The 21,641-nt window shown below is 40.3% G+C and carries 25 protein-coding genes; 22 read left to right on the forward strand and 3 right to left on the reverse strand.

The window, feature by feature from the left end:
* Positions 1 to 27: 27 nt before the first annotated feature.
* The 15 genes from A3GS_RS0104455 (at position 28) to A3GS_RS0104525 (ending at position 11,469) form a co-directional block, all read left to right on the forward strand.
* Positions 28 to 480 carry a YlbF family regulator gene (locus tag A3GS_RS0104455; RefSeq protein WP_018364217.1) on the forward strand — a complete coding sequence of 151 codons (453 nt, stop codon included), beginning with the start codon at positions 28 to 30 and terminating at the stop codon, positions 478 to 480.
* On the forward strand, positions 473 to 733 hold the full coding sequence (locus A3GS_RS0104460) for a DUF2129 domain-containing protein (protein ID WP_018364218.1): 261 nt from the start codon (positions 473 to 475) through the stop codon (positions 731 to 733). The genes A3GS_RS0104455 and A3GS_RS0104460 overlap by 8 nt, the downstream gene beginning before the upstream one ends.
* Positions 734 to 827: 94 nt before the next feature.
* Positions 828 to 2,006 carry an ABC transporter substrate-binding protein gene (locus A3GS_RS0104465; RefSeq protein WP_018364219.1) on the forward strand — a complete coding sequence of 393 codons (1,179 nt, stop codon included), beginning with the start codon at positions 828 to 830 and terminating at the stop codon, positions 2,004 to 2,006.
* Positions 2,007 to 2,080: 74 nt separating this feature from the next.
* The gene (locus A3GS_RS0104470; RefSeq protein ID WP_018364220.1) at positions 2,081 to 2,950 is read left to right on the forward strand and encodes a branched-chain amino acid ABC transporter permease; all 870 of its coding nucleotides are present in this window, start codon (positions 2,081 to 2,083) and stop codon (positions 2,948 to 2,950) included.
* A gap of 3 nt (positions 2,951 to 2,953) precedes the next feature.
* On the forward strand, positions 2,954 to 3,907 hold the full coding sequence (locus tag A3GS_RS0104475; protein ID WP_018364221.1) for a branched-chain amino acid ABC transporter permease: 954 nt from the start codon (positions 2,954 to 2,956) through the stop codon (positions 3,905 to 3,907).
* A 2-nt stretch (positions 3,908 to 3,909) separates the two neighbouring features.
* Complete coding sequence (locus A3GS_RS0104480; RefSeq protein ID WP_018364222.1) at positions 3,910 to 4,674, forward strand: ABC transporter ATP-binding protein; 765 nt, start codon at positions 3,910 to 3,912, stop codon at positions 4,672 to 4,674.
* Complete coding sequence (locus A3GS_RS0104485; protein ID WP_018364223.1) at positions 4,674 to 5,384, forward strand: ABC transporter ATP-binding protein; 711 nt, start codon at positions 4,674 to 4,676, stop codon at positions 5,382 to 5,384. Before A3GS_RS0104480 ends, A3GS_RS0104485 begins: the two co-directional genes overlap by 1 nt.
* Before the next feature lie 103 nt (positions 5,385 to 5,487).
* On the forward strand, positions 5,488 to 6,141 hold the full coding sequence (locus A3GS_RS0104490; RefSeq protein ID WP_018364224.1) for a CBS domain-containing protein: 654 nt from the start codon (positions 5,488 to 5,490) through the stop codon (positions 6,139 to 6,141).
* 92 nt (positions 6,142 to 6,233) lie between these two features.
* Positions 6,234 to 6,878, forward strand: a complete 645-nt coding sequence (tmk, locus tag A3GS_RS0104495) for a dTMP kinase (protein ID WP_018364225.1) — start codon at positions 6,234 to 6,236, stop codon at positions 6,876 to 6,878.
* Between the two features lie 2 nt (positions 6,879 to 6,880).
* Positions 6,881 to 7,756: a DNA polymerase III subunit delta' gene (locus A3GS_RS0104500; protein WP_018364226.1), complete on the forward strand. Its 876-nt coding sequence runs from the start codon at positions 6,881 to 6,883 to the stop codon at positions 7,754 to 7,756.
* Positions 7,753 to 8,553 carry a regulatory iron-sulfur-containing complex subunit RicT gene (ricT, locus tag A3GS_RS0104505; protein WP_018364227.1) on the forward strand — a complete coding sequence of 267 codons (801 nt, stop codon included), beginning with the start codon at positions 7,753 to 7,755 and terminating at the stop codon, positions 8,551 to 8,553. The genes A3GS_RS0104500 and ricT overlap by 4 nt, the downstream gene beginning before the upstream one ends.
* Positions 8,546 to 8,866 carry a DNA replication initiation control protein YabA gene (gene yabA, locus A3GS_RS0104510; protein WP_018364228.1) on the forward strand — a complete coding sequence of 107 codons (321 nt, stop codon included), beginning with the start codon at positions 8,546 to 8,548 and terminating at the stop codon, positions 8,864 to 8,866. The genes ricT and yabA overlap by 8 nt, the downstream gene beginning before the upstream one ends.
* 4 nt (positions 8,867 to 8,870) lie before the next feature.
* Positions 8,871 to 9,743, forward strand: coding sequence for a 16S rRNA (cytidine(1402)-2'-O)-methyltransferase (rsmI, locus tag A3GS_RS0104515; RefSeq protein WP_018364229.1), 873 nt, complete (start codon positions 8,871 to 8,873; stop codon positions 9,741 to 9,743).
* Between the two features lie 136 nt (positions 9,744 to 9,879).
* Positions 9,880 to 11,115, forward strand: coding sequence for an ammonium transporter (locus A3GS_RS0104520; RefSeq protein WP_018364230.1), 1,236 nt, complete (start codon positions 9,880 to 9,882; stop codon positions 11,113 to 11,115).
* A 12-nt stretch (positions 11,116 to 11,127) separates the two neighbouring features.
* Positions 11,128 to 11,469: a P-II family nitrogen regulator gene (locus A3GS_RS0104525; protein WP_018364231.1), complete on the forward strand. Its 342-nt coding sequence runs from the start codon at positions 11,128 to 11,130 to the stop codon at positions 11,467 to 11,469.
* 481 nt (positions 11,470 to 11,950) lie between these two features.
* Here A3GS_RS0104525 and A3GS_RS0104530 read toward each other — a convergent pair whose 3' ends face one another.
* Complete coding sequence (locus tag A3GS_RS0104530) at positions 11,951 to 12,583, reverse strand: copper homeostasis protein CutC (RefSeq protein ID WP_018364232.1); 633 nt, start codon at positions 12,581 to 12,583, stop codon at positions 11,951 to 11,953.
* A 125-nt stretch (positions 12,584 to 12,708) separates the two neighbouring features.
* Here A3GS_RS0104530 and serC point away from each other — a divergent pair, with 125 nt between their 5' ends.
* From serC to A3GS_RS0104560, 6 genes are all read left to right on the forward strand, one after another.
* Positions 12,709 to 13,800: a 3-phosphoserine/phosphohydroxythreonine transaminase gene (gene serC / locus A3GS_RS0104535; protein ID WP_018364233.1), complete on the forward strand. Its 1,092-nt coding sequence runs from the start codon at positions 12,709 to 12,711 to the stop codon at positions 13,798 to 13,800.
* Positions 13,801 to 13,879: 79 nt separating this feature from the next.
* Positions 13,880 to 14,434, forward strand: a complete 555-nt coding sequence (locus A3GS_RS0104540; RefSeq protein ID WP_018364234.1) for a GNAT family N-acetyltransferase — start codon at positions 13,880 to 13,882, stop codon at positions 14,432 to 14,434.
* A 66-nt stretch (positions 14,435 to 14,500) separates the two neighbouring features.
* Positions 14,501 to 15,682 carry a phosphoglycerate dehydrogenase gene (locus A3GS_RS0104545; RefSeq protein WP_018364235.1) on the forward strand — a complete coding sequence of 394 codons (1,182 nt, stop codon included), beginning with the start codon at positions 14,501 to 14,503 and terminating at the stop codon, positions 15,680 to 15,682.
* A gap of 73 nt (positions 15,683 to 15,755) precedes the next feature.
* The gene (locus A3GS_RS0104550; RefSeq protein WP_018364236.1) at positions 15,756 to 16,244 is read left to right on the forward strand and encodes a methylated-DNA--[protein]-cysteine S-methyltransferase; all 489 of its coding nucleotides are present in this window, start codon (positions 15,756 to 15,758) and stop codon (positions 16,242 to 16,244) included.
* 27 nt (positions 16,245 to 16,271) lie between these two features.
* A complete protein-coding gene (locus A3GS_RS0104555; protein ID WP_018364237.1) occupies positions 16,272 to 16,625 on the forward strand; it encodes an arsenate reductase family protein in 354 nt (117 codons plus the stop codon).
* Between the two features lie 103 nt (positions 16,626 to 16,728).
* Positions 16,729 to 18,741, forward strand: a complete 2,013-nt coding sequence (locus A3GS_RS0104560) for a M13-type metalloendopeptidase (RefSeq protein WP_018364238.1) — start codon at positions 16,729 to 16,731, stop codon at positions 18,739 to 18,741.
* Positions 18,742 to 19,228: 487 nt separating this feature from the next.
* Here A3GS_RS0104560 and A3GS_RS0104565 read toward each other — a convergent pair whose 3' ends face one another.
* Both A3GS_RS0104565 and tehB read right to left on the reverse strand, forming a co-directional pair.
* Positions 19,229 to 20,056: an exodeoxyribonuclease III gene (locus A3GS_RS0104565; protein WP_018364239.1), complete on the reverse strand. Its 828-nt coding sequence runs from the start codon at positions 20,054 to 20,056 to the stop codon at positions 19,229 to 19,231.
* A 182-nt stretch (positions 20,057 to 20,238) separates the two neighbouring features.
* Positions 20,239 to 21,117 (reverse strand): SAM-dependent methyltransferase TehB, encoded by an 879-nt coding sequence (gene tehB / locus A3GS_RS0104570; protein WP_018364240.1) that lies wholly within the window; start codon positions 21,115 to 21,117, stop codon positions 20,239 to 20,241.
* Positions 21,118 to 21,224: 107 nt separating this feature from the next.
* Between tehB and A3GS_RS13040 the strand changes: the two genes are divergently transcribed.
* Complete coding sequence (locus tag A3GS_RS13040) at positions 21,225 to 21,545, forward strand: hypothetical protein (RefSeq protein WP_018364241.1); 321 nt, start codon at positions 21,225 to 21,227, stop codon at positions 21,543 to 21,545.
* Positions 21,546 to 21,641: the final 96 nt, after the last annotated feature.

The following is a 21,641-nucleotide window of genomic DNA, read 5'->3' on the forward strand; positions in this document are numbered from 1 at the left end:
TGGAAAGATTTATGATATAATCATTTTATGCTTATAATTAACGACCAATTAGTGGCAATTGATGAAGCTATTGATCAGGTGGTTGCTCAAATTGTGCAGCTAGAGGCAGCAGGAGCTTACAAGAAAGCCAAACAGGACTTTCTTGCTGACCAAGAACTTCAAACAGATATTTTATATTTTCAAAATTTAAAAGAAAATTACGATAAGGTGAAGGAGTTTGCAAATTTCCGCCCTGAAGTGTCGAAAATGCGTCGTGAGCTCTTTGAGCAGAAGAGAAGAATTGACCTTAACGATAATCTCATTCATTTGAGACAATGTGAGGTAGAACTTCAAAAACTTTTAGCACAATTGACAAAAGAACTATCACAGGCTGTTTCAGCTGATATTTTTGTTGATACGGGGCTCCCGTTTGATTCCCATAAATCTCCGCACAAACCAGGCCGTGGCAATAATATAAAAGAAAGGAATAAGGATGTTTGAAAAAAATGAGCGTGTTGGGCTAGCTGTCTATCTTTACTATAATCGTGATGCTAGAAAGTTGAGCAAATATGGCGATATCATCTACCATTCACGGCGTTTACGTTACTTAGTTTTATATCTTGACAAGAGCAAGGCTAAAGAAACTCTGGCAGAATTGTCTGAGATGAAATTCGTCAAAGAAGCGGTTCTTTCCCCTTTAGCTGATATTAATCGAGATTTTGTTGGTAGCTTGCAAAAAGAAGAGAATATCTGAGAACTTTTAAACAAAGTCCTTGACAATTTTCAGATAATTCAGTATTCTTATTAACGAACATTTTAAAAGAACAAATTATTTAAGGAGAAAAAGAATGAAAAAGAAATTTGCATTAGCAGCAGTTGCTTTTGTAAGTACAGCAGTTCTCGCAGCATGCGGTGCTGCACCTGGTGGTTCCTCATCAACTAGTGGAACAAAAATCGGTGACGATATTAAAATTGGTTACAACCTTGAGTTGTCTGGTACTGTAGCGGCTTATGGTCAAGCTGAAAAGAATGCAGCAGATCTTGCTGTTGCTGAAATCAACAAAGCTGGTGGCGTAGATGGTAAAAAGATTAAGGTTGTTTCAAAAGACAACAAGTCTGATAACACCGAAGCAGCAACCGTAACAACTAACCTTGCTACAGAAAGTAAAGTTAATGCTATTGTAGGGCCTGCAACATCTGGAGCAGTTGCTGCTGCAACACCAAATGCAACTAGTGCCGCAGTTCCACTTGTTACACCTTCAGGAACACAAGATTCATTGACTGTTTCAAGTAAAGGTAAAGTTAACGAGTATGTTTTTCGTTCAACTTTCCAAGATAGTTTCCAAGGTCAAGTTTTGGCACAGTACGCTACCGATAACTTAAAAGCAAAAAAAGTTGTACTCTACTATGATTCGTCAAGTGATTACGCTAAAGGTATTGCGGAAAACTTCAAGAAACATTATAAAGGTGATATTGTAACTGAAGAAACCTTCCAATCTAAAGACACCGATTTCCAAGCTGCATTGACAAAAATCAAAGGGAAAGAATTTGATGCTGTTGTCATGCCAGGTTACTATACTGAAACTGGTTTGATTACGAAACAAGCTCGTGAAATGGGCATTGATAAACCAATCCTTGGGCCTGATGGATTCGCAGATAGCAAATTCATCGAATCAGCTGGAGCTGCCAATACAAACAATGTTTTCTATGTATCTGGTTACTCAACAAAAGTTAGCTTGTCAAGTAAATCAACAGCTTTTGTCGATGCTTACAAAGCTAAATATGGTGAAGAACCAAATATGTTTGCAGCCCTTACTTATGACTCAGTTTACATGATTGCAGACGCTGCAAAAGGTGCTAAGACTTCAAAAGACATTGCTGAAAACCTTGCTTCACTTAAAAATTTTGAAGGGGTTACTGGTAAGATGACAATTGATAAGGAACACAACCCAATTAAATCAGCTATTATGATTGGACTTAACAATGGTCAAGAAGCAACTGCTGAAGCCGTTGAAGTTAAAAAATAAGCTATTAAGTCATACGTCTGGGGAGACAACAGCCTTCCCAGATATTATTATTTTATAGAAAGTTTGGTGAATACATGCTTCAACAACTTGTTAATGGTCTTATCCTAGGAAGTGTCTATGCACTTCTAGCCTTAGGATATACCATGGTTTATGGGATTATCAAGTTAATTAACTTTGCCCATGGTGATATTTATATGATGGGAGCTTTCATTGGCTACTATCTCATCAGTGTTTATCACATGAATTTTTTCCTCGCTCTTATTTTGACAATGATTTTGACTGCCTGTCTTGGTGTGGTTATCGAATTCTTGGCCTATCGTCCATTGAGAAATTCATCTAAGATTGCTAACCTAATCACCGCTATTGGCGTGTCATTCTTCCTTGAGTATGGCATGGTATACTTGGTCGGTGCCAATGTTCGTGCCTTCCCGCAAGCTTTGAAAACAGTTCGATTTGATTTGGGACTTTTCTCAGTTACTAATGTCCAATTAACTATTCTTGGAGTTTCTATCATTCTGATGTTAGCTTTGACCTATATTGTTCAAAAAACAAAAATGGGGAAAGCTATGCGTGCGGTGTCTGTTGATTCTGATGCAGCACAATTGATGGGAATTAATGTCAACTCAACAATTAGTTTCACCTTTGCCCTTGGTTCAGCCTTAGCTGGTGCAGCTGGTGTCTTAATTGGACTTTACTATAATTCAATTGAACCATTGATGGGTATGACACCTGGTATCAAAGCTTTTGTTGCCGCAGTTTTAGGTGGTATTGGAATTATTCCTGGTGCGGCTATTGGTGGTTTTATCATCGGCCTTTTGGAAACATTCTCAGTTTCAATTGGTTTATCAAGCTATCGTGATGCGGTTGTTTATGCCATCTTGATTGTTATCCTTTTGGTTCGACCTGCAGGTATTTTGGGTAAAAATGTGAAAGAGAAGGTGTAAACAATGAAGAAAAATCTAAAATCCATTTTAGCTTGGCTGGCTGTCATTGTTCTTGCCTTTGCTCTGATTTCGGTACTTGTTAGCACGGGTGTTCTTGGAGTTTACTATGTCCAAATTTTGATGGGAATTGGAATCTCAATGATTATGGCTTTGGGAACCAATTTGATTCTTGGTTTCTCAGGACAATTTTCTCTTGGGCAAGCTGGTTTCATGGCTATCGGAGCTTATGCAACAGCTATTTTGACCAAGCAAATGCCAACCTATGCCGGCTTTTATATTTCGATGATGGTTGGTGCTTTGGTTGCGGCCTTGGTTGCATTAGTTGTTGGGATTCCAACTCTTCGACTTAAAGGGGATTATCTTGCCATTGCCACTTTGGGTGTCGCTGAAATCATTCGTATTGCCATTATCAACGGTGGTGAATTGACTAACGGTGCTGCAGGTTTGACTGGGGTTCTCCAATATACCACATGGCCAGTTGTCTTTATTTTTGTTGTTTTGATTACAATTTTATTGACAAATTTCCTTCGTAGTCCAATGGGTCGTGAAGTTTTGGCGGTTCGTGAAGACGAAATTGCTGCAGAGGCTATGGGTGTCAACACGACAAAAATCAAAGTAACAGTTTTCGTCTTGGCAGCCATTGTTTCAGCGATTGCAGGTTCACTTTTTGTCGGTTATATCGGTGCAGTTGCTCCAAAAGATTTCACTATCATGAAATCAATTGATTATCTTATCATCGCAGTGCTTGGTGGCCTAGGTTCTATTACAGGTACTATTGTTGCAGCTATTGTTCTAGGAATTTTGAATATGTACTTGCAAAACTTCTCAGAATTACGCATGATTATCTATTCATTGGCATTGATCTTGGTTATGGTTTTCCGCCCAGGTGGTCTGTTAGGAACATGGGAGTTTAGTTTCTCAAAACTTTTTGATAAAAAATCTAAGGAGGGCAAATAAAAATGGCACTTCTTGAAGTTAAAAATTTAACTAAAAACTTTGGTGGTTTGACTGCCGTTGGTGATGTGAGTATGGAGCTCAAAGAAGGTGAATTGGTTGGTCTCATTGGTCCTAACGGTGCTGGGAAAACAACGCTTTTTAACCTTTTGACAGGTGTTTACGAACCAACCGAAGGTACTGTAACACTTGATAATACTGTTTTAAATGGTAAAACTCCTTATAAAATTGCCTCGCTTGGTTTGTCGCGTACATTCCAAAATATCCGCCTTTTCAAAAATATGACTGTTTTGGATAACGTTTTGATTGGGATGGATAATAAGCATAGTTCGCATGTTTTTGCTTCTTTCTTGCGTTTGCCAAAATTTTACAGCAATGAAAAAGAGCTGAAAACAAAGGCTATGGAACTTCTAGCTATTTTCCATTTGGATGGTGATGCTGATGTTTTGGCTAAAAATCTGCCATACGGTCAGCAACGTCGTCTGGAGATCGTGCGTGCCTTGGCAACTGAACCTAAGATTCTCTTTCTTGATGAACCTGCTGCAGGGATGAACCCGCAAGAAACAGCTGAATTAACAGCGCTTATCCGTCAAGTTAAGGAAGAGTTTGGTATTACTATTATCCTCATTGAACATGATATGAGCCTTGTTATGGAGGTTACCGAACGTATTTACGTTCTTGAATATGGTCGTTTGATTGCTCATGGGACACCTGATGAAATCAAGCAAAACAAGCGCGTTATTGAAGCTTATCTTGGAGGTGAAGCCTAATGACTATGTTAAAAATTGATAATCTCTCCATCAGCTATGGCGCAATTGAAGCTGTCAAGGACGTTTCTTTTGAGGTTAGAGAAGGTGAAGTTGTTTCTCTTATCGGTGCCAATGGAGCCGGTAAAACATCAATTCTTCGTACTATTTCTGGATTAGTTCGCCCAAAATCTGGGAAAATTGAGTTTCTAGGTCAAGAAATCCAAAAATCACCTGCCCGTAAAATTGTAGCAAGTGGTCTGTCACAGGTTCCAGAAGGACGTCACGTTTTCTCTGGCTTGACAGTTTTGGAAAATCTGGAAATGGGAGCTTTCCTAAATAATAATCGTGAAGAAAATCAAAAAAATTTGAAAATGGTTTTTGACCGTTTTCCACGTCTTGAGGAACGTAAAAATCAAGATGCGGCAACCTTATCAGGTGGGGAACAACAAATGCTTGCCATGGGACGAGCTCTCATGAGTAAACCAAAGCTATTGTTGCTAGATGAACCTTCAATGGGGCTTGCTCCGATTTTCATTCAAGAAATTTTTGATATTATTCAAGATATTCAAAAACAAGGGACGACCGTTCTCTTGATTGAGCAAAATGCCAACAAGGCGCTGTCTATCGCTGACCGTGGTTACGTCCTTGAAACTGGGAAAGTCGTTCTGACTGGTACTGGTCAAGAATTGTTAGCTTCTGATGAGGTTCGTAAGGCATATCTTGGTGGTTAAGATATAAAGAGTTGAGTTTTTTCTCAACTCTTTTCATAATATTTGAAAATGCTTTCAAAAAAGGGTATAATACAAACAGAAAATAGAGTTGAGGAGATTTATTATGCCAGTAAAAGATTTTATGACCCAAAAAGTCGTCTACGTCTCACCTGATACAACCGTTGCTCATGCAACTGATAAGATGCGTGAACAGGGGCTGCGTCGTCTTCCGGTGATTGAAAATGATAGATTGGTCGGCCTTGTGACTGAAGGTACCATGGCTGAAGCTAGCCCATCTAAGGCGACTAGCTTGTCTATTTACGAAATGAACTATCTGCTTAACAAGACTAAAATTCGAGATATCATGATTAGGGAAGTTGTGACCGTTTCTCAATATGCTAGTTTGGAAGATGCTATTTACCTTATGATGAAGCATAGTGTGGGAGTTTTGCCAGTAGTGGACAACGACCAAGTTTATGGTATTATTACTGACAAAGACGTTTACAAAGCCTTCCTAGAAATTTCTGGTTATGGTCAGGATGGTATTCGTTTGGTTGTTTCAGCGGATGATAGTGTTGGTGTGCTGGCTAAGTTAGCGGAGACTATTTCTAGTGTCAATCTTAATATCGAACGTATAGTGGTTGCCAATCGTCAGAAAAGGGCTGTCATTGAACTACAATTACAAGGTTCAGTCGATTTAGCAGCTTTGAAAGAAAAATTACTAGAGCAAGGCATTGATGTCGAATCGCTTGAAAAAACAGAAGCTAAATTAATCTGATAATAAAAGGAGGCACTGCCAGCTAAACTTGGCAGTGTCTTTTTTGCCTGATTTTTGGTAAAATAAAGGTATTAATATATTAAGGAAGTCTCATGAAAAAAGGAATGATTATCTCGTTTGAAGGACCAGATGGTGCTGGTAAAACAACGGTTTTGGAGCGTTTGGTGCCTCTTCTTCAGTCGCGTTTAAAAAAAGACGTTGTAACCACTAGGGAACCTGGTGGTGTTGAAATCGCAGAGCATATTAGGGACGTCATTTTGGATGTTAATCATACTAACATGGACAGTAAGACAGAGCTTTTGCTTTATATCGCGGCTCGCCGTCAGCACTTGATTGAGAAGGTTCTTCCTGCAATTGAAGCTGGAAAGATTGTCTTAATTGACCGCTTTATTGATAGTTCTGTAGCTTATCAAGGCGCAGGAAGAGGGCTAGATAAAAATGAGATTTCTTGGCTAAATCACTATGCAATTGAAAGTTATGAACCTGATTTGACCTTGTATTTTGACGTGGATTCAGAGGTTGGTTTAGCTCGTATTGAGCAGAATAAGGGGCGTGAAGTTAATCGCTTGGATTTAGAAGAACTGGATATGCATCAGCGTGTTAGACAAGGATACTTGGACATCGCTGCGCAAAATAAGGAGCGTATCGTGACGATTGATGCTTCACAACCTCTGGACGATGTTGTGGAAGATGCTTTACAAACCATCTTGGCAAAAATAGAGAAGGATGAACAATAGAAATGGATTTGGAGCGTTTACAGCCCAAACTTTTTAATGAATTTAAAGCTATTTTGCAATCAGATAGGATGAATCATGCCTATCTTTTTTCGGGAGACTTTGCCAGCTTTGAAATGTCTCTTTATCTGGCCCAAAGTCGTTTCTGCGATAATTTACAGGATAAATTGCCCTGCGGTCATTGTCGTTCTTGCCATCTCATCGAAAAACGAGAATTTACAGATTTGAAAATTGTTGAACCGACTGGACAAATCATTAAGACAGATACCATCAAAAGCTTGATGCGTGAATTTTCTAGTTCAGGATTTGAAGGTTCAGCACAGGTTTTTATTATCAGAGATTGTGAAAAAATGCATCCCAATGCAGCTAACAGTCTCCTCAAATTTATTGAGGAGCCGCAAAGTTCTTCCTACATGATTTTGTTGACGAGCGATGAAAGTAAGGTTTTGCCGACCATCAAAAGCCGGACCCAGATTTTCCATTTTCCTAAAAATAAAGAGCTGTTAATGGAGCAGGCTCAGCAGGCTGGACTGCTCAAAAGTCAGGCAGAAACCATGGCTGAACTGGCTAGCAGTCCGCAGAATTTGCAAGAACTTTTGCAAAATAAGAAAAATCTTGATTTGCTACAAGTTTGCCAGCGTTTTACAGGGATATTATTAAAAAAGTCAGAAGACGTTTATTTAGAAGTGGGGCGTCTAGTTCAGGTTGTTCCTGAGAAGGCGGATCAAGATTTGGTTTTTAAAATCTTAACCATACTCTTAGCCAAGGATAAGGAAGTTAGACAGGCAAGAACTTATTTGCAGGCGCTTTATCAAGCTCGCCTCATGTGGCAAAGTAATGTGAGTTTCCAAAATGCGATAGAATATATGGTGATTTCATGACAAACCTAATTGGAATAAAATACGAAGAAGAGGGGAATGTTGTTCTGGTTACAACAGAGCAGCCCTATCAAAAAAATGACTTAGTCGTTATTAATAATAAAAAAGGCAGCCGACTGGCGCAAGTCGTTGCGGAAAAAATAGAAATAGACGAGGCACATTTGCCAACAGGACTAGATAGTGTCAAACGATTGGCAACAAGCATGGACTGCAAGGCCTATGAGGCTAATCTTGTGGAAGCTAGAGAGTCTGCACCTCAGGTGGAACGCTTGATTGCAGCAAACGGCTTAAAAATGAAATTGGTTAATATCGTTTTTCCTTTGGATAGAAGTTTTGTTCTCATCACTTTTTCAGCTGAAGAACGTGTTGATTTTCGTCAATTGTTGCGTGACTTGGCTAGCTACTTTCGAACACGAATTGAATTACATCAGATTAACAGTCGCGAAGAAGCTAAGATCTACGGAGGATTGGGACTTTGCGGACGTCCGCTTTGCTGCTCAACTTTTCTAGGCGAATTTCCTCCTGTTTCTATCAAAATGGTTAAAAATCAAGGCCTGTCTTTGAATTCTGGGAAAACCAGCGGCCTTTGTGGGCGCCTTCTCTGTTGCCTTAGTTTTGAAGATCATTTTTACCAAGAATCTAAGGAAAAATTTCCTGATGTGGGGGCTCAGGTGCAGACCAAAGATGGTCAAGGTGTTGTCAGAAGTATTGACGTCTTTTCTGAAACTCTTAAAATTCAGCTTGAAGATAAAACAACCCCTTTAGTTTACGCCTTGGAGGAGGTTCTTATAAATGGATAAAAAAGATCTTTTTGATGCTTTTGACGGTTTTTCCCAAAATCTAATGGTGACCTTGGCTGATATTGAAGCCATGAAAAAGCAGGTTCAAAATCTGGTCAATGAAAATACAGCTCTGCGATTGGAAAACAGCAAGCTGCGCGTGCGGCTAGGTCAACTGGGAGAAGAACAAACCATCAAACCGTCTAAGCAAGGGAAAAAATACATTGAAGGTATCTACCGTGACGGTTTCCATATCTGCAATGATTACTACGGTCAACGCCGTGAGAATGACGAAGAGTGCATGTTTTGTATGGAAGTTTTAGATAGAGAGTAGGGGCATGCAAGTACAAAAAAGTTTTAAAGGATCAACCAGCTTTGGTAGCTTGTATCTGGTGCCGACCCCGATTGGTAACCTGCAAGATATGACTTTCCGCTCTGTCCAAACACTCAAGAATGTTGATTTCATTTGTGCTGAGGATACCCGCAACACTGGCCTTCTCCTCAAGCATTTTGAGATTGATACCAAGCAAATTTCCTTTCACGAGCACAATGCTTATGAGAAAATTCCTAGTTTGATTGACCTTCTTAAGGATGGGAAATCGTTGGCGCAGGTTTCCGATGCGGGAATGCCCTCCATTTCTGACCCAGGACACGATTTGGTCAAGGCGGCTATCGCAGAAGATATTCCTGTTATTGCTTTGCCAGGTGCTTCCGCTGGCATCACAGCTTTGATAGCATCAGGTATTGCGCCGCAGCCCCATATTTTCTACGGATTTTTACCGCGTAAAGCAGGGCAACAAAAAGACTTCTTTGATAGCAAGAAGGCCTATACTGAAACACAAATTTTCTACGAATCTCCATATCGTGTGGCTGATACGCTTGAGAATATGTTATCTATTTATGGTGATCGTCAGGTTGTGCTTGTCCGCGAATTGACTAAACTTTACGAAGAATACCAGCGCGGAAGGATTTCAGAAATCTTAGATTACCTTGCAGAAGTACCTCTTAAAGGTGAATGTTTACTCATCGTCGCTGGAAATGACGGAAGTATTACGGAAGAAAATCTGACATCTGATGTTGATGTTAAGCAAGTTGTTCAGAAATTAATTGATCAAGGCATGAAACCCAATCATGCTATAAAAAAAGTCGCTAAAAACCTAAGTTTATCAAGACAAGATGTCTATAATGACTATCATGGAATCAACAGTTAATCTGTTGATTTTTTCTTTTTTGGCTGACAATCCATGTTAGGGAAGTTAGAAAATTCAGAAAAATGCGATAAAATCTATTTACTTTTCTTTGAAATGGTGTTATATTAAGTGACATAGTTTTAAAGGAGGTCACTTTATGGATACAGGAAGTATTGCTTTTATGTTAATTTGTTCAGCCTTGGTCTTTTTTATGACACCTGGGCTAGCATTCTTCTACGGAGGACTTGGCAGACGTAAAAATGTGATTAACAACATGATGATGTGTGTGGCACCAATTGCCATTGCGACGGTTATGTGGGTTGTTTTTGGTTATTCTCTATCGTTCTCTGGTAGTGGGAAATGGATTGGTAATCTGTCACATCTTTTCCTCAATGGTGTCAGTGAAACGGCAAGTACACGTGGCTTGTCTATTCCAGATGCCTTGTTCGCGACTTTTCAAATGATGTTCCCAATCATTACGGTGGCCATTCTGACAGGGGCTGCAGCAGGTCGTATGCGTTTTGTTCCACTGTTGATTTTTATTCCTATCTGGTTGTTGCTAGTTTATTTCCCATTTGCTCATATGGTCTGGGATGAAGGGCTTTTGGCTAAGTGGGGAACTATTGATTTTGCTGGTGGTGATGTGGTTCATATCACCTCAGGGGTATCGGGATTGGTTCTCGCTCTGTTATTGGGCAAACGTCGTGACTATGACCGCTTAGAATACCGTCCCCACAATGTGCCTTTTGTTTTGCTGGGGGCTGGTATCCTTTGGTTCGGTTGGTTTGGCTTCAATGCTGGTTCAAGCCTGGGAGCTAATAGCTTGGCGGTTCATGCTTTTCTGACAACTCACTTGTCAGCAGCTGCAGCCATGTTGTCATGGCTCTTGCTTGAAAAATATCAAACAGGTAAGTTCTCCTTGGTTGGTGCTTCTACGGGTCTGGTGGCTGGTTTGGTTGCTATCACACCTGGAGCTGGTTATGTGACACTTTGGAGTTCGTTGATTATCGGTCTTTTGGTCAGTCCTGTTTGTTACTATGCCATTGCTGTACTTAAACGTCGCTTTGGTTATGATGATGCTTTGGATGCCTTTGGATGTCATGGTATCGGCGGTATCTTTGGTGGTCTGGTGACAGGTATTTTCACTAGCCCTAGCTTAGCGCTTGATAAGGGGAACATTGGTTTGATTTATGGCAATCCTCATCTTTTCTTGGTGACCCTTGCAGCTATTATTTTCACCATTGTTTGGTCAGCGCTAGCTACATTTATTATCATTAAGGTCATTAGCCACTTCACAGAAATCCGTGTAACTGACCATGAGGAAGCTATCGGCCTTGATGATAGTGAGCATGAAGAAACAGCCTACCCAACCTTTATGGGACTTGATTCATAGAAAGGAAATCGCATGAAAAAACTTGAAGCTATTATTCGTCCAGAAAAGCTGGAAGATCTCAAAGATGCCCTGTCCAAGGCAGGATTTGCTAAGGGCATGACCGTCAGTCAAGTTCTGGGTTATGGAAATCAAAAAGGTTTTGCGGAATATGTACGCGGTCAAAAAATCGTACCTACTTTGCTGGCTAAGGTCAAGGTCGAAATGATTGTCCATGATATGGACACTGAAGAAATTGCTGATTTAATATGTAAAACCGTGCGAACAGGGGAAGTTGGAGATGGCAAAATCTTCATTTTCCCTGTTGAAGAAGTCATCCGCATCCGCACTGGCGAACGAGATGGCGATGCTATTTAATGATTATTGCTATATTAACGATAAAAGAGTCTTCATTATTAAAAGTGAAGGCTCCTTTAATTTTTGTAGCTAGACCAAAGGAGATAGCTAGTTGTAGAAGATATTTCTCTTAAGTCAGAAAATTATGGTAAAATGACCCGTTTGTGACGGATTTTGATTGTTTCAGTGGAAAGTGAGCCTGCCTACTAGTATTTTGCTTTACTTCTGAAAAAGGAAGACAAGTACTGCTATTTTGACATATTTTAGAGTAGAGTAAGGCGTTTATTGCGTTTTTCGCTTCACTCCAGACAGGAGTATCTTGTTTACCACGATATTTTTTCTCCAAATTAGAGATGAGTATTGTTGAATCTGAAATTATGACTAAATTAGCGCGGGAGGTCTATTAACCTTTCTTCCTTCATCCTGATCTTAATCAGGCAAAAAATGAAAAAAGCAGGCGTGTTTGAGCCTAAAATTGGCTGTGCAGTCTGCTTTTTTAATATTAAATGATTTTGGTGCCGTGAACGGCTTTAACTCCTGTCTCTCGACACAATTTTTGAAGATTTTGAGCTGTTACGCCACCGCCTAACATGATTTCAATACGATTACCAGCATAGGCTAGTAAGTCTTTGATGTGATCAATGTTTTTGAAGATGTCATCCTTGTCAGCCGATCCATGCAACAGTATTCTGACAAAACCTAGCTCAACCAATTGGTCTATTGCATCCTTTTGCTTATCTTGGGGAATCAGATCAAAGGCCATGTGGAAAACAAGGGGTAGTCTTTGAGTAGCTGGGAGAAGTTGCTCAATAGCTTCGCTGTCAATCTCATTTTCTTTAGTCAGTAGCCCCAGAACAAGGGCATCGCTTTCTAGCTCAACAGCACGTAAGATATCCTCTTCCATGGCGCGTAGCTCTAAGTCATTGTATACAAAATCGCCTCCGCGCGGTCTAATCATAACGGCCAGACTAATATTTTTTTCGTGCAGATAGCCGGCAGCTTCCTTGATAACACCATAAGAGGGAGTAGTGCCACCCACTGCTAAATTATCGCAGAGCTCCACACGTTGGACCTTGTCGCTGGATAATTGAGGCAGCTGACTTAAATTTTCAGCGCAAAATTCTTTTGAAATCATTTTATACTCCTTATTGTTCGTCATTTACCATTATAACATGGATTTTTTAAGGAAGTTACTGTAAAAATCTTTACAAAATTCAGAAAATTGTGTTATAATCTGAGTTATTATACGGAGGTATTTTTATGACAATTTACAATTTTTCTGCAGGTCCAGCAGTCTTGCCAAAACCTGTGCTTGAACAGGCACAACGTGAAATGCTTGACTACCAAGGTAGTGGCATGAGTGTTTTAGAAATGTCCCACCGTTCCAAAGAATTTGATGATATTATTAAAGATGCCGAAAAACTGCTGCGCGAATTGATGGCAATTCCTGATAATTACCGTGTTATCTTTTTACAAGGTGGAGCTTCTACTCAGTTTTCGATGATTCCTTTGAATTTTGCCAAAGGGCGTAAAGCCTACTACCTTGTAGGTGGTTCATGGGGGAAAAAAGCCTACGCAGAAGCTGTTAAACTATCAAAAACAATTCCATTTGAACCAATTTTGCTAGCATCATCAGAGGATACCGTTTACGACCATATTCCTAACTTTGATGCTAAGGACATTGATCCTGATGCTGCTTATGTTCATCTAACAACTAACAACACCATTGAAGGAACAGCAATCTATGATCTTCCTGATACTAATGGTGTACCGATTGTGGCTGATATGTCTTCAAATATTTTGGCAGTACGCTATAATGTAGAAGGTTTTGCCATGATTTACGGTGGTGCGCAAAAAAATATCGGTCCTGCCGGTGTTACTGTTGTTATCGTTCGCGATGATTTTCTCAATGATGAACCGACCCTGTCAAGCATGCTTGATTATCGTATCCAAGCTGATGCGGGATCTCTTTACAATACTCCCCCAGCTTACTCAATCTACATTGCTAAGTTAGTCTTTGAATGGGTTAAATCAATGGGCGGAGTTGATGAAATGGAAAAAATCAACCGTGAAAAATCAGGTCTGCTCTATGATTTCATTGAACAGTCTGATTTCTATACTAGTCCAGTTAAAAATCCAGCGGACCGTTCAGTGGCCAATATTCCATTTGTAACGCCAAGTAAGGAATTGGATGCCAAGTTCGTAGCAGAAGCAACACCTCTTGGTTTCAAAAACATCAAGGGACACCGTTCAGTAGGTGGCATGCGTGCTAGCCTCTACAATGCTTTCCCACGCCAAGGTGTGCTTGATTTGATTGACTTCATGAAAAAATTCGAAGCTGAAAATAGCTAAGCAAAACAAGATCTCTTTCTTGAAAGGCTTTCCAGAAAAGAGTATGATAAAAGCATAACTTTCACGAAAGAGGTAAAAGATGGATATTAGACAAGCATTTCCCAATGAATTAGATGCTATTATGGTAGTGATTGAGTCTGCCCGACAAACCTTGGCTCAGTCCGGTAGCAGTCAGTGGCAGGGAGACGATGGTTACCCCAGCCAAGAAAATATTTTTGACGATATTTTACAAGGGCAAGGATATGTTGCCTTGATAGATGGTCAAATTGTTGCTTATGCAGCTGTGATTGACGGGATTGATCCCGCTTATGAAAGGATCTACGATGGCGCATGGAAGCATGATAACCATCGTTACATTGTCTTTCATCGCATCGCCGTGCTCAATGCCTTCCAAGGTCAGAAGGTCGCTCAGACTTTCTTGCAAGGTCTGATTGAGGGAACTGATGGTCATGATTTTCGTTGCGATACCCATAAGAAGAATCTAGCCATGCAGCATATTCTTGAAAAATTAGGTTATGTTTATTGTGGTAAAGTTCCTATTGATGGTGAGCGCCTGGCTTACCAAAAAATCAAAACCAAGGCAGAAAAGGCTCTCTACCAAGAAGTGGACGAGGCTACCTACCACAGTTTCTAAAATCTTTGAACAAAAAATAAAAGAAGAAAAGGAAGGCTAGCACCAACTAGCCTTTGTGTGAATCAGATGGTATATAGTGTAAAAACCTTTAATAATATTAATCAAGTTGGTTTGAAAGAATTGGGGAACCAGTTCCAAATTGATGGTGATAAGGCTGAGAACCCAGATGCCTATATCATTCGTAGTCAAAACTTGCACGGTGTGGATTTCCCGTCAAATTTGAAAGCTATTGCGCGTGCGGGTGCTGGAACAAATAATATTCCTATTGATGAAGCAACTGCTGCAGGTATTGTTGTCTTCAACACACCTGGTGCTAACGCTAACGCGGTCAAAGAAGCAGTTGTGGCTTCTATCCTCTTGTCAGCGCGTGATTATATTGCAGCCAACGCTTGGACCAATACGCTTTCAGGTGATGATGTGCCTAAGCAAGTTGAAGCTGGTAAGAAACAATTTGCCGGCACTGAAATTCGTGGTAAAAAATTGGGGGTTATCGGACTTGGTGCCATCGGTTCTCGTATTGCTAACGACGCACGTCGTTTGGGGATGACAGTCTTTGGCTATGACCCTTACGTCTCTATTGAAGCAGCTTGGAATATTTCTCATCACGTTCGTCGTGTTAAAGAGCTCAAAGAAATCTTTGCTAACTGTGACTACATTACTATTCATGTACCCTTAACGCCTGACACTAAGCATACCTTCAACAAAGAAGCCTTTGACCTTATGCAAAAAGGGACGACTATTATTAACTTTGCCCGTGCAGAGTTGGTGGATAATGCTGCGCTCTTTGATGCAATCGAGGCTGGTGTGGTTAAACGCTATATCACAGACTTTGGCTCAGAAGAATTGCTCAATAAAGACAAGATTACTGTTTTTCCACACGTAGGTGGCTCAACAGAAGAAGCTGAGCTTAACTGTGCTATCATGGCTGGACAAGAAATTCGCCAATTTATGGAAACAGGTGAAATTACCAATTCTGTCAATTTCCCTAATATGCACCAAGTTCAGGATGCGCCTTTCCGTATTACCTTAATCAACAAGAATGTCCCAAACATTGTGGCTAAGATTTCAACAGCCGTCTCTGACTTGAACATCAATATTGACAATATCTTGAACCGTTCAAGAGGTGATTATGCCTATACCATTCTTGATTTAGATGAAAGCGATAAGAGCAAAGTAGAAGAGTTGGTTGCTAACTTTGAAGCTAATGACAATATTGTCCGTGTCCGACTCATCGAGTTGAAAAAATAGTATATAAATGACAAAAGCTAAGCTGGGAGTTATTCCAGCTTTTTTGATATAATGTCATCTATAGGGGGATGCTATGCTTTACAAGACCAATTATTATTCGCCCTTGGGTGATATCATTTTATTGGCCAATGAAGAGGCTTTGCTGGGGGCTTGGTTTGTCGGACAGAAGTATGAAGGACGTGGTTTTGATCTTGACAAAGTAGAGGATTGTGATATTGATTCCTTGCAAGTAGCGCGATCTTGGCTAGATGCTTATTTTGCGGGAGAAAATCTTCAGCCTCTCCGGATGCTATCGCCACAGGGGACCACTTTTCAAAAAAAAGTTTGGCGGGTTCTAACTCAAGTTCCTGTTGGTCATACGCTGACCTATGGGCAAATAGCAGAGCAAATAGGTTGCAAGTCTGCTCAGGCTGTGGGTGGTGCAGTTGGAAAAAATCCGCTCAGCCTATTTATCCCCTGCCATCGAGTTCTAGGTGCAGATGGTAGTTTGACAGGCTATGCAGGCGGTCTGGCTAAAAAAGCCTGGTTGCTGAAACAGGAAGGTGCCACTTTTAAAGAATAGACCATAGACGATTAAAAGGAGAAACATATGTTTACATTTTACCAATATCCTAAGTGTTCTACTTGTCGAAAGGCCAGAGCAGAGCTTGAGAAACTAGGAAAAGACTTCACTAGTATTGATATCAAAGAAAATCCGCCCAAGGCAGAACTTATTTTGGAGTGGATGGAGTCATCTGACTATACGATTAAGAATTTCTTCAATACCAGCGGTCAATCTTATCGAGCTTTAGGGCTTAAAGATAAGATTGACAATTTGTCAGCACAAGAGGCTGCAGATTTGTTGGCCAGTGATGGCATGCTGATTAAGCGACCAATTTTGTTGAAGGATGGTAAACTTTTACAAATTGGTTATCGAACAGCCTATGAAAATCTTATTTTATGATCAAAAAGGCATGACATTAGAAAATGTCATGCCTTTTTAATCTTTTTGACTTGTGAAAGTCTTATTTTTGTATTAAAATAGTGGTACAAAAAGGAGGGAATTTATGAAAAAGAGAACTAAAATTATCTTGTCTTCTGCTGGTGCTGTGCTTGTTCTAGGATTAGCAGGTGGTGGCTACTATATTTATAAGACCGTTGTGCCACAGAAAATCGCTGTGGATAAGAATGCAACTGTACAGTCAAATTATTACCAATACATTAACAAAAAGTGGTTGGAAAAGACCAAAATTCCAAGTGACCAACCAGCACAAAATGCCTTTGGTGAAATATCGAACAAAATTAAGAAAAAGATGAAAAAAGACGTCAAGCAAATGGTTGCTCATAAAGATCAACTGACGTCCAATGACCAGAAAGAATTTACCGATCTTTACCAGATGGCAACTAATTTTAAAAAGCGTGAAAAAGATGGTATCAAGCCAGTTAAGCCTTATCTGGATAAGATTGAAGGTCTGTCTTCCTATGACGATTTCACAAAAAATATTCCAGATTTTGTTTTGGCAAATATCCCCTTGCCTTTTGCAATTAGTGTATCGTCGAATCCAGAAAACTCTAATCAGCGCATGCTTTATTTATCCAGTCCATCTACTATTCTGCCAGATGTGACTTATTATAAGAACGAGGCTAGTAAAAAACAACTCTTGTCAGTCTATGAATCATCAGCCACTAAGGTTTTGAAACTCATGGGCTATAAGGGAAAAGAGTCTCAGAAAATTGTCAAGGAAGCTATCAAGTTTGATAGTTTAATGGTGCCTTATATTCCTTCTAGTGAGGAACTAAGTGAGGTCAAAAATAGCATCCATGTGACAGAGAGTAAGGATATTCACGCCTATGATAATGGAGTTGCCCTTGATCAAGTCATGAATCAACTTGTTAACCAAGATGTTGCACAAGCCAATATAACGACCCCAAAGTATTTTAAGAACTTGTCTAAGGTGGTCAATGCTAAAAATTTTAGACTCATGAAGTCTTGGATGCTTGTGCAGGAAGCCATGAGCGATGCCCCAGCTTTGACAGAAAAATTGAGACAGGCTAGCGCAGAATATAGTCTCTACATCAGCGGTACCAAGAAGGCTCCGTCTAAGGTGGACAGTGCTTTTAGTTCGACGACAGGTGTCTTTACGGAAACTCTGAGTGTCTACTATGGTCAAAAACATTTTGGCCAAGCGGCTAAGAGCGATGTTACCAATATGATTGACCATATCATTGATGTTTACAGGAGTCGTCTCAGACAGAATAATTGGCTGTCCGATCAAACTAAGGCAGAAGCAATTAATAAGTTAGAGAAGATGCACTACTACATTGGTTATCCTGATAAGGTGTCTGATTTGACCAAGTCCTTTGATGTTGACGAGCAGAAAACTTATTTTGAAAACCTAGCAAATGTCACACGTGTCCAGGTCAAATATAATTTTGATAACTATAATAAACCAGTTGATAAGTCTATTTGGAGTATGGCTTCCTATGATGTCAATGCTTATTATACACCAGTTGAAAATGCTATTTATTTTCCAGCTGGCATCTTGCAGGCACCGTTTTACAGTCAGAAGCAGTCAGTCGCTAGCAACTATGGCGGTATTGGAACAGTCATCGGTCACGAGATTACCCATGCCTTTGACAACAATGGTGCCCAGTTTGATGAGGCTGGAGATATGAAGGATTGGTGGACAAAAGCTGATTATAAGGCTTTTGAACAGAAGACCAAAGCTATGCAAAATCTCTTTGATGGCATTAAAATTTATGGCAAAACGGTCAACGGTAAACAGACTGTTAGTGAAAATATTGCTGACGCTGGTGGTCTATCAGCTTCCTACCAAGCTCTGCAAAGTGCAGACAAGGATGCTAAAGCCAAGGAGTACTTTGAAAACTGGGCTCGTATTTGGCGTCAGAAATCCAGCCTTCAATATGCTCAGTATGCTATGAGCTTGGACGTTCATGCGCCAAATGAACTCAGAGCTAATGTTCAACTTAAGAATTTTGATCCTTTCTACGAAGCTTATTCAATCAAAAAAGGTGATGACATGTATCTGCCTAAGAAAGATCGTGTCAGCATCTGGTGATTTTCTTTGTGATAAATCAAAAAGCCAAGTTGCTTCAACTTGGCTTTTTTTGTGTTGGTAGTGTTCCTATCAATTAGATTAGAGTTAGAATAAGGAGCAGCAAAACCAAAATTTATTTTGAACTATTCTCACATAAAAGTAGTATCAAAAGCATAGTTTGCACTATTTCCAAATGAGAGAAGTTCGTTTACCGTGGTTTTCACTTCACTCCAGTCAGGAGAAGCCAGTTCATCGCTGTTTTTGATTCACTCTATCCTAGAGTAATCCGTTTATCACACATTAGTCTTATTTTAAGAGCATTATGATGTTGTGAGTACAGCTTCTTACGTTAACTCTATCAAGATATTTCTATGAAAATGAAAATCAGCAGTAGATGATCTGTCTAAATGAGATCAATGTTATCAACAATTTTACTGTGCTCTGTCTAGTAAAAAATAAAACTAGGCTGAACGGCTAGGACTTCAAAAGATACAAGCCATCTTGTCTCCTACAAATCAATCTCTAGCTTGATTGGTGTGTGGTCTTGACGCTCACCAGAATTAATCATGTCAGAAGTCGTGACTTTGTCTGCGATACGGTTGGATGTTAGCCAGTAATCAATGCGCCAGCCTGAATTATTGATCTTGCTGGTCTTGCTGCGTTGTGCCCACCAAGAATAAACATTTGGCACATCACCGTGAACATAGCGAAAAGTGTCTGTGAAGCCCTTAGCTAGCAAGTTGGTAAAGCCTTGGCGCTCTTCGTCGGTGAAACCAGGAGAGCGGCGATTGCTGTTTGGATTTGCCAGGTCAATTTCCTCATGGGCAACATTGTAATCACCAGTAGCAAGAACGGGCTTCTGGCTGTCAAGCTCTGCAAGGTAGTCTGCGTAGCGGACGTCCCAAATTTGACGATCCTCCAAACGTTTCAGGCCATCACCAGCATTGGGGGTGTAAACCTGGGTGACAAAAAAGTTGTCAAATTCCAGGGTAATGATGCGGCCTTCGCTGTCCATTGTGGTCGGGGCACCAATTTCTGGGTAAGTAACGACAGGTTCAAGCTCGTTCTTATAGAGAAACATGGTACCAGCGTAGCCTTTTCGCGCAGGTTCAACGGATGAACGCCAAGCGACCTTGTGATTGGGGAAATACTCGTCTAAGATGGTTAGGTGTTTCTTAGTTGGTCCCTTGGCAGAAAGCTTTGTTTCTTGAATGGCGATGATGTCAGCATTTTCAGCCACAAGGGTATCAATCACCTGACGGGACAGGAGAGCGCGTGCAGAATCGCTGGTAAGAGCAGCGTTGAGAGAATCAATATTCCAAGAAATGAGTTTCATAATTAGATCACTTTCTAGTTTACTTTCTTCTTATTCTAGCAAAAAAGACCAGACTATGCGAGTTTGGGGATTGTTAGAAACGTGGGTAAAAATCTGAGTATTATTGCTAGCCGCTGTACTGCCTGTGACTTTATTAAAAAATCCTAGTTAAGTGCTAGGATTTTTACAGTTTTCATTGAGTGTTATCTCACTTTTTGAGCCAACATAGTTGCAAACTGCATTTTCAGGCGGTTGCCATTGGCGTCAGTTTTGTGCAGTTCGCCTACATTTTCATTATATTTGATGAATTCCCAATCCTTGTAATACTCCTTGAGCTCACCTTCCTTGAAAGTGAAAGGAAATGGCATCGGGCAAGGGTAGGCAGTGGTGTCCATAGCGCAGACGATGAGGTTATAGCCGCCTATGTTCGTATGCTTCTGCATGTCCTGGATGATATCAGGCACAGCTTGATCATCGAGGAACATAAAGACAACGGTTGATAGGATAAAATCATATTTGTCTTGTAAGTTGGCACTGTTGATGTCGTACCAATCGATTTTACTAGGAAGTTCTTCCTCCATAGCCCTATTTTCCAACTGCACCAGGCTCTGCCCATTGGCATCAACGGAGATCACATCATGTCCTAACATGGTCAGGTAGAGAGAATTACGCCCCTGACCACAACCAAGGTCAAGCACTTTACTATTTTCCTTGAGATAGGGAGCAGAAAAGATTACTTCTGAGTGCGTCTTTGTCATGCCGTATTTTTTATGGAAATAGTCTTCCTTCTGGCAATAGAAGGTCAAGTAAAATTCTAAGTCATCGGAAGCCGCCTCAATCTTGTGCCAAACCTGTGGTTCAACAAAGGGAATATCAGAATTTTTGTCAAAGGTCGTTTTTTCTAAAACTCGATCCTGCTTATCAAAAAAATAGAGGTTTAGTGAGCCAGATAAGATGGTCAGCTTTCCCCAAGTGCCGACTTTGGTATTGTGACGTTCAAGCAAGGCTTGCGGAATGTCATCAACCTTCCACTTGGGTAGGCGCTTATAGGCAAGTAGTTGGTCAGTATCTATTTTAGGCATAGGTTGTCCTCGCTTTATTTTTGATACTTTATTATAGCAAAAAAGCAGGTAAGCAGTTGCTCTTGAGAAGCTAGAGGCTTATAATATGAGAAAAAGGAGTGACTCTTATGAAAAAATGGCGGAGCTTTTTACGATTAGCCGAGTTTTTACCTTTAGTCCTTGTCATCTTTAGACAAGTTTTTCTCAAGCAGTTTGACACTAAACTGACTGTTATTGCGATATTTTTTATTGTATTAATGGAAATGTGGTTTTCAGCGCTGGCTTGCGCTAGACAACTAGACCCACTGGAGCCATTTTGGATTCCTAAGAGAATCGGTGTCGGTATCAGTGTCAATCCCAGAAATCCGCTCGGCTTTTGGCTGACAATTATTGGTGTAGGAGTGTTAATTATCATCATGGCAGTCTTGCTGGTACTTGCCCTCATCTGATGATTGAGCACAGTCTTTGAAATAGTTAGAGCTGGCTATAAAAATATGTTATAATGGTGAGTGATTAACATGGCGTTTCATTTGCGCCTGAAAGGA

The organism is Streptococcus caballi DSM 19004 (genome assembly GCF_000379985.1).
In the GTDB taxonomy this organism is placed as follows: Bacteria; Bacillota; Bacilli; order Lactobacillales; family Streptococcaceae; genus Streptococcus; species Streptococcus caballi.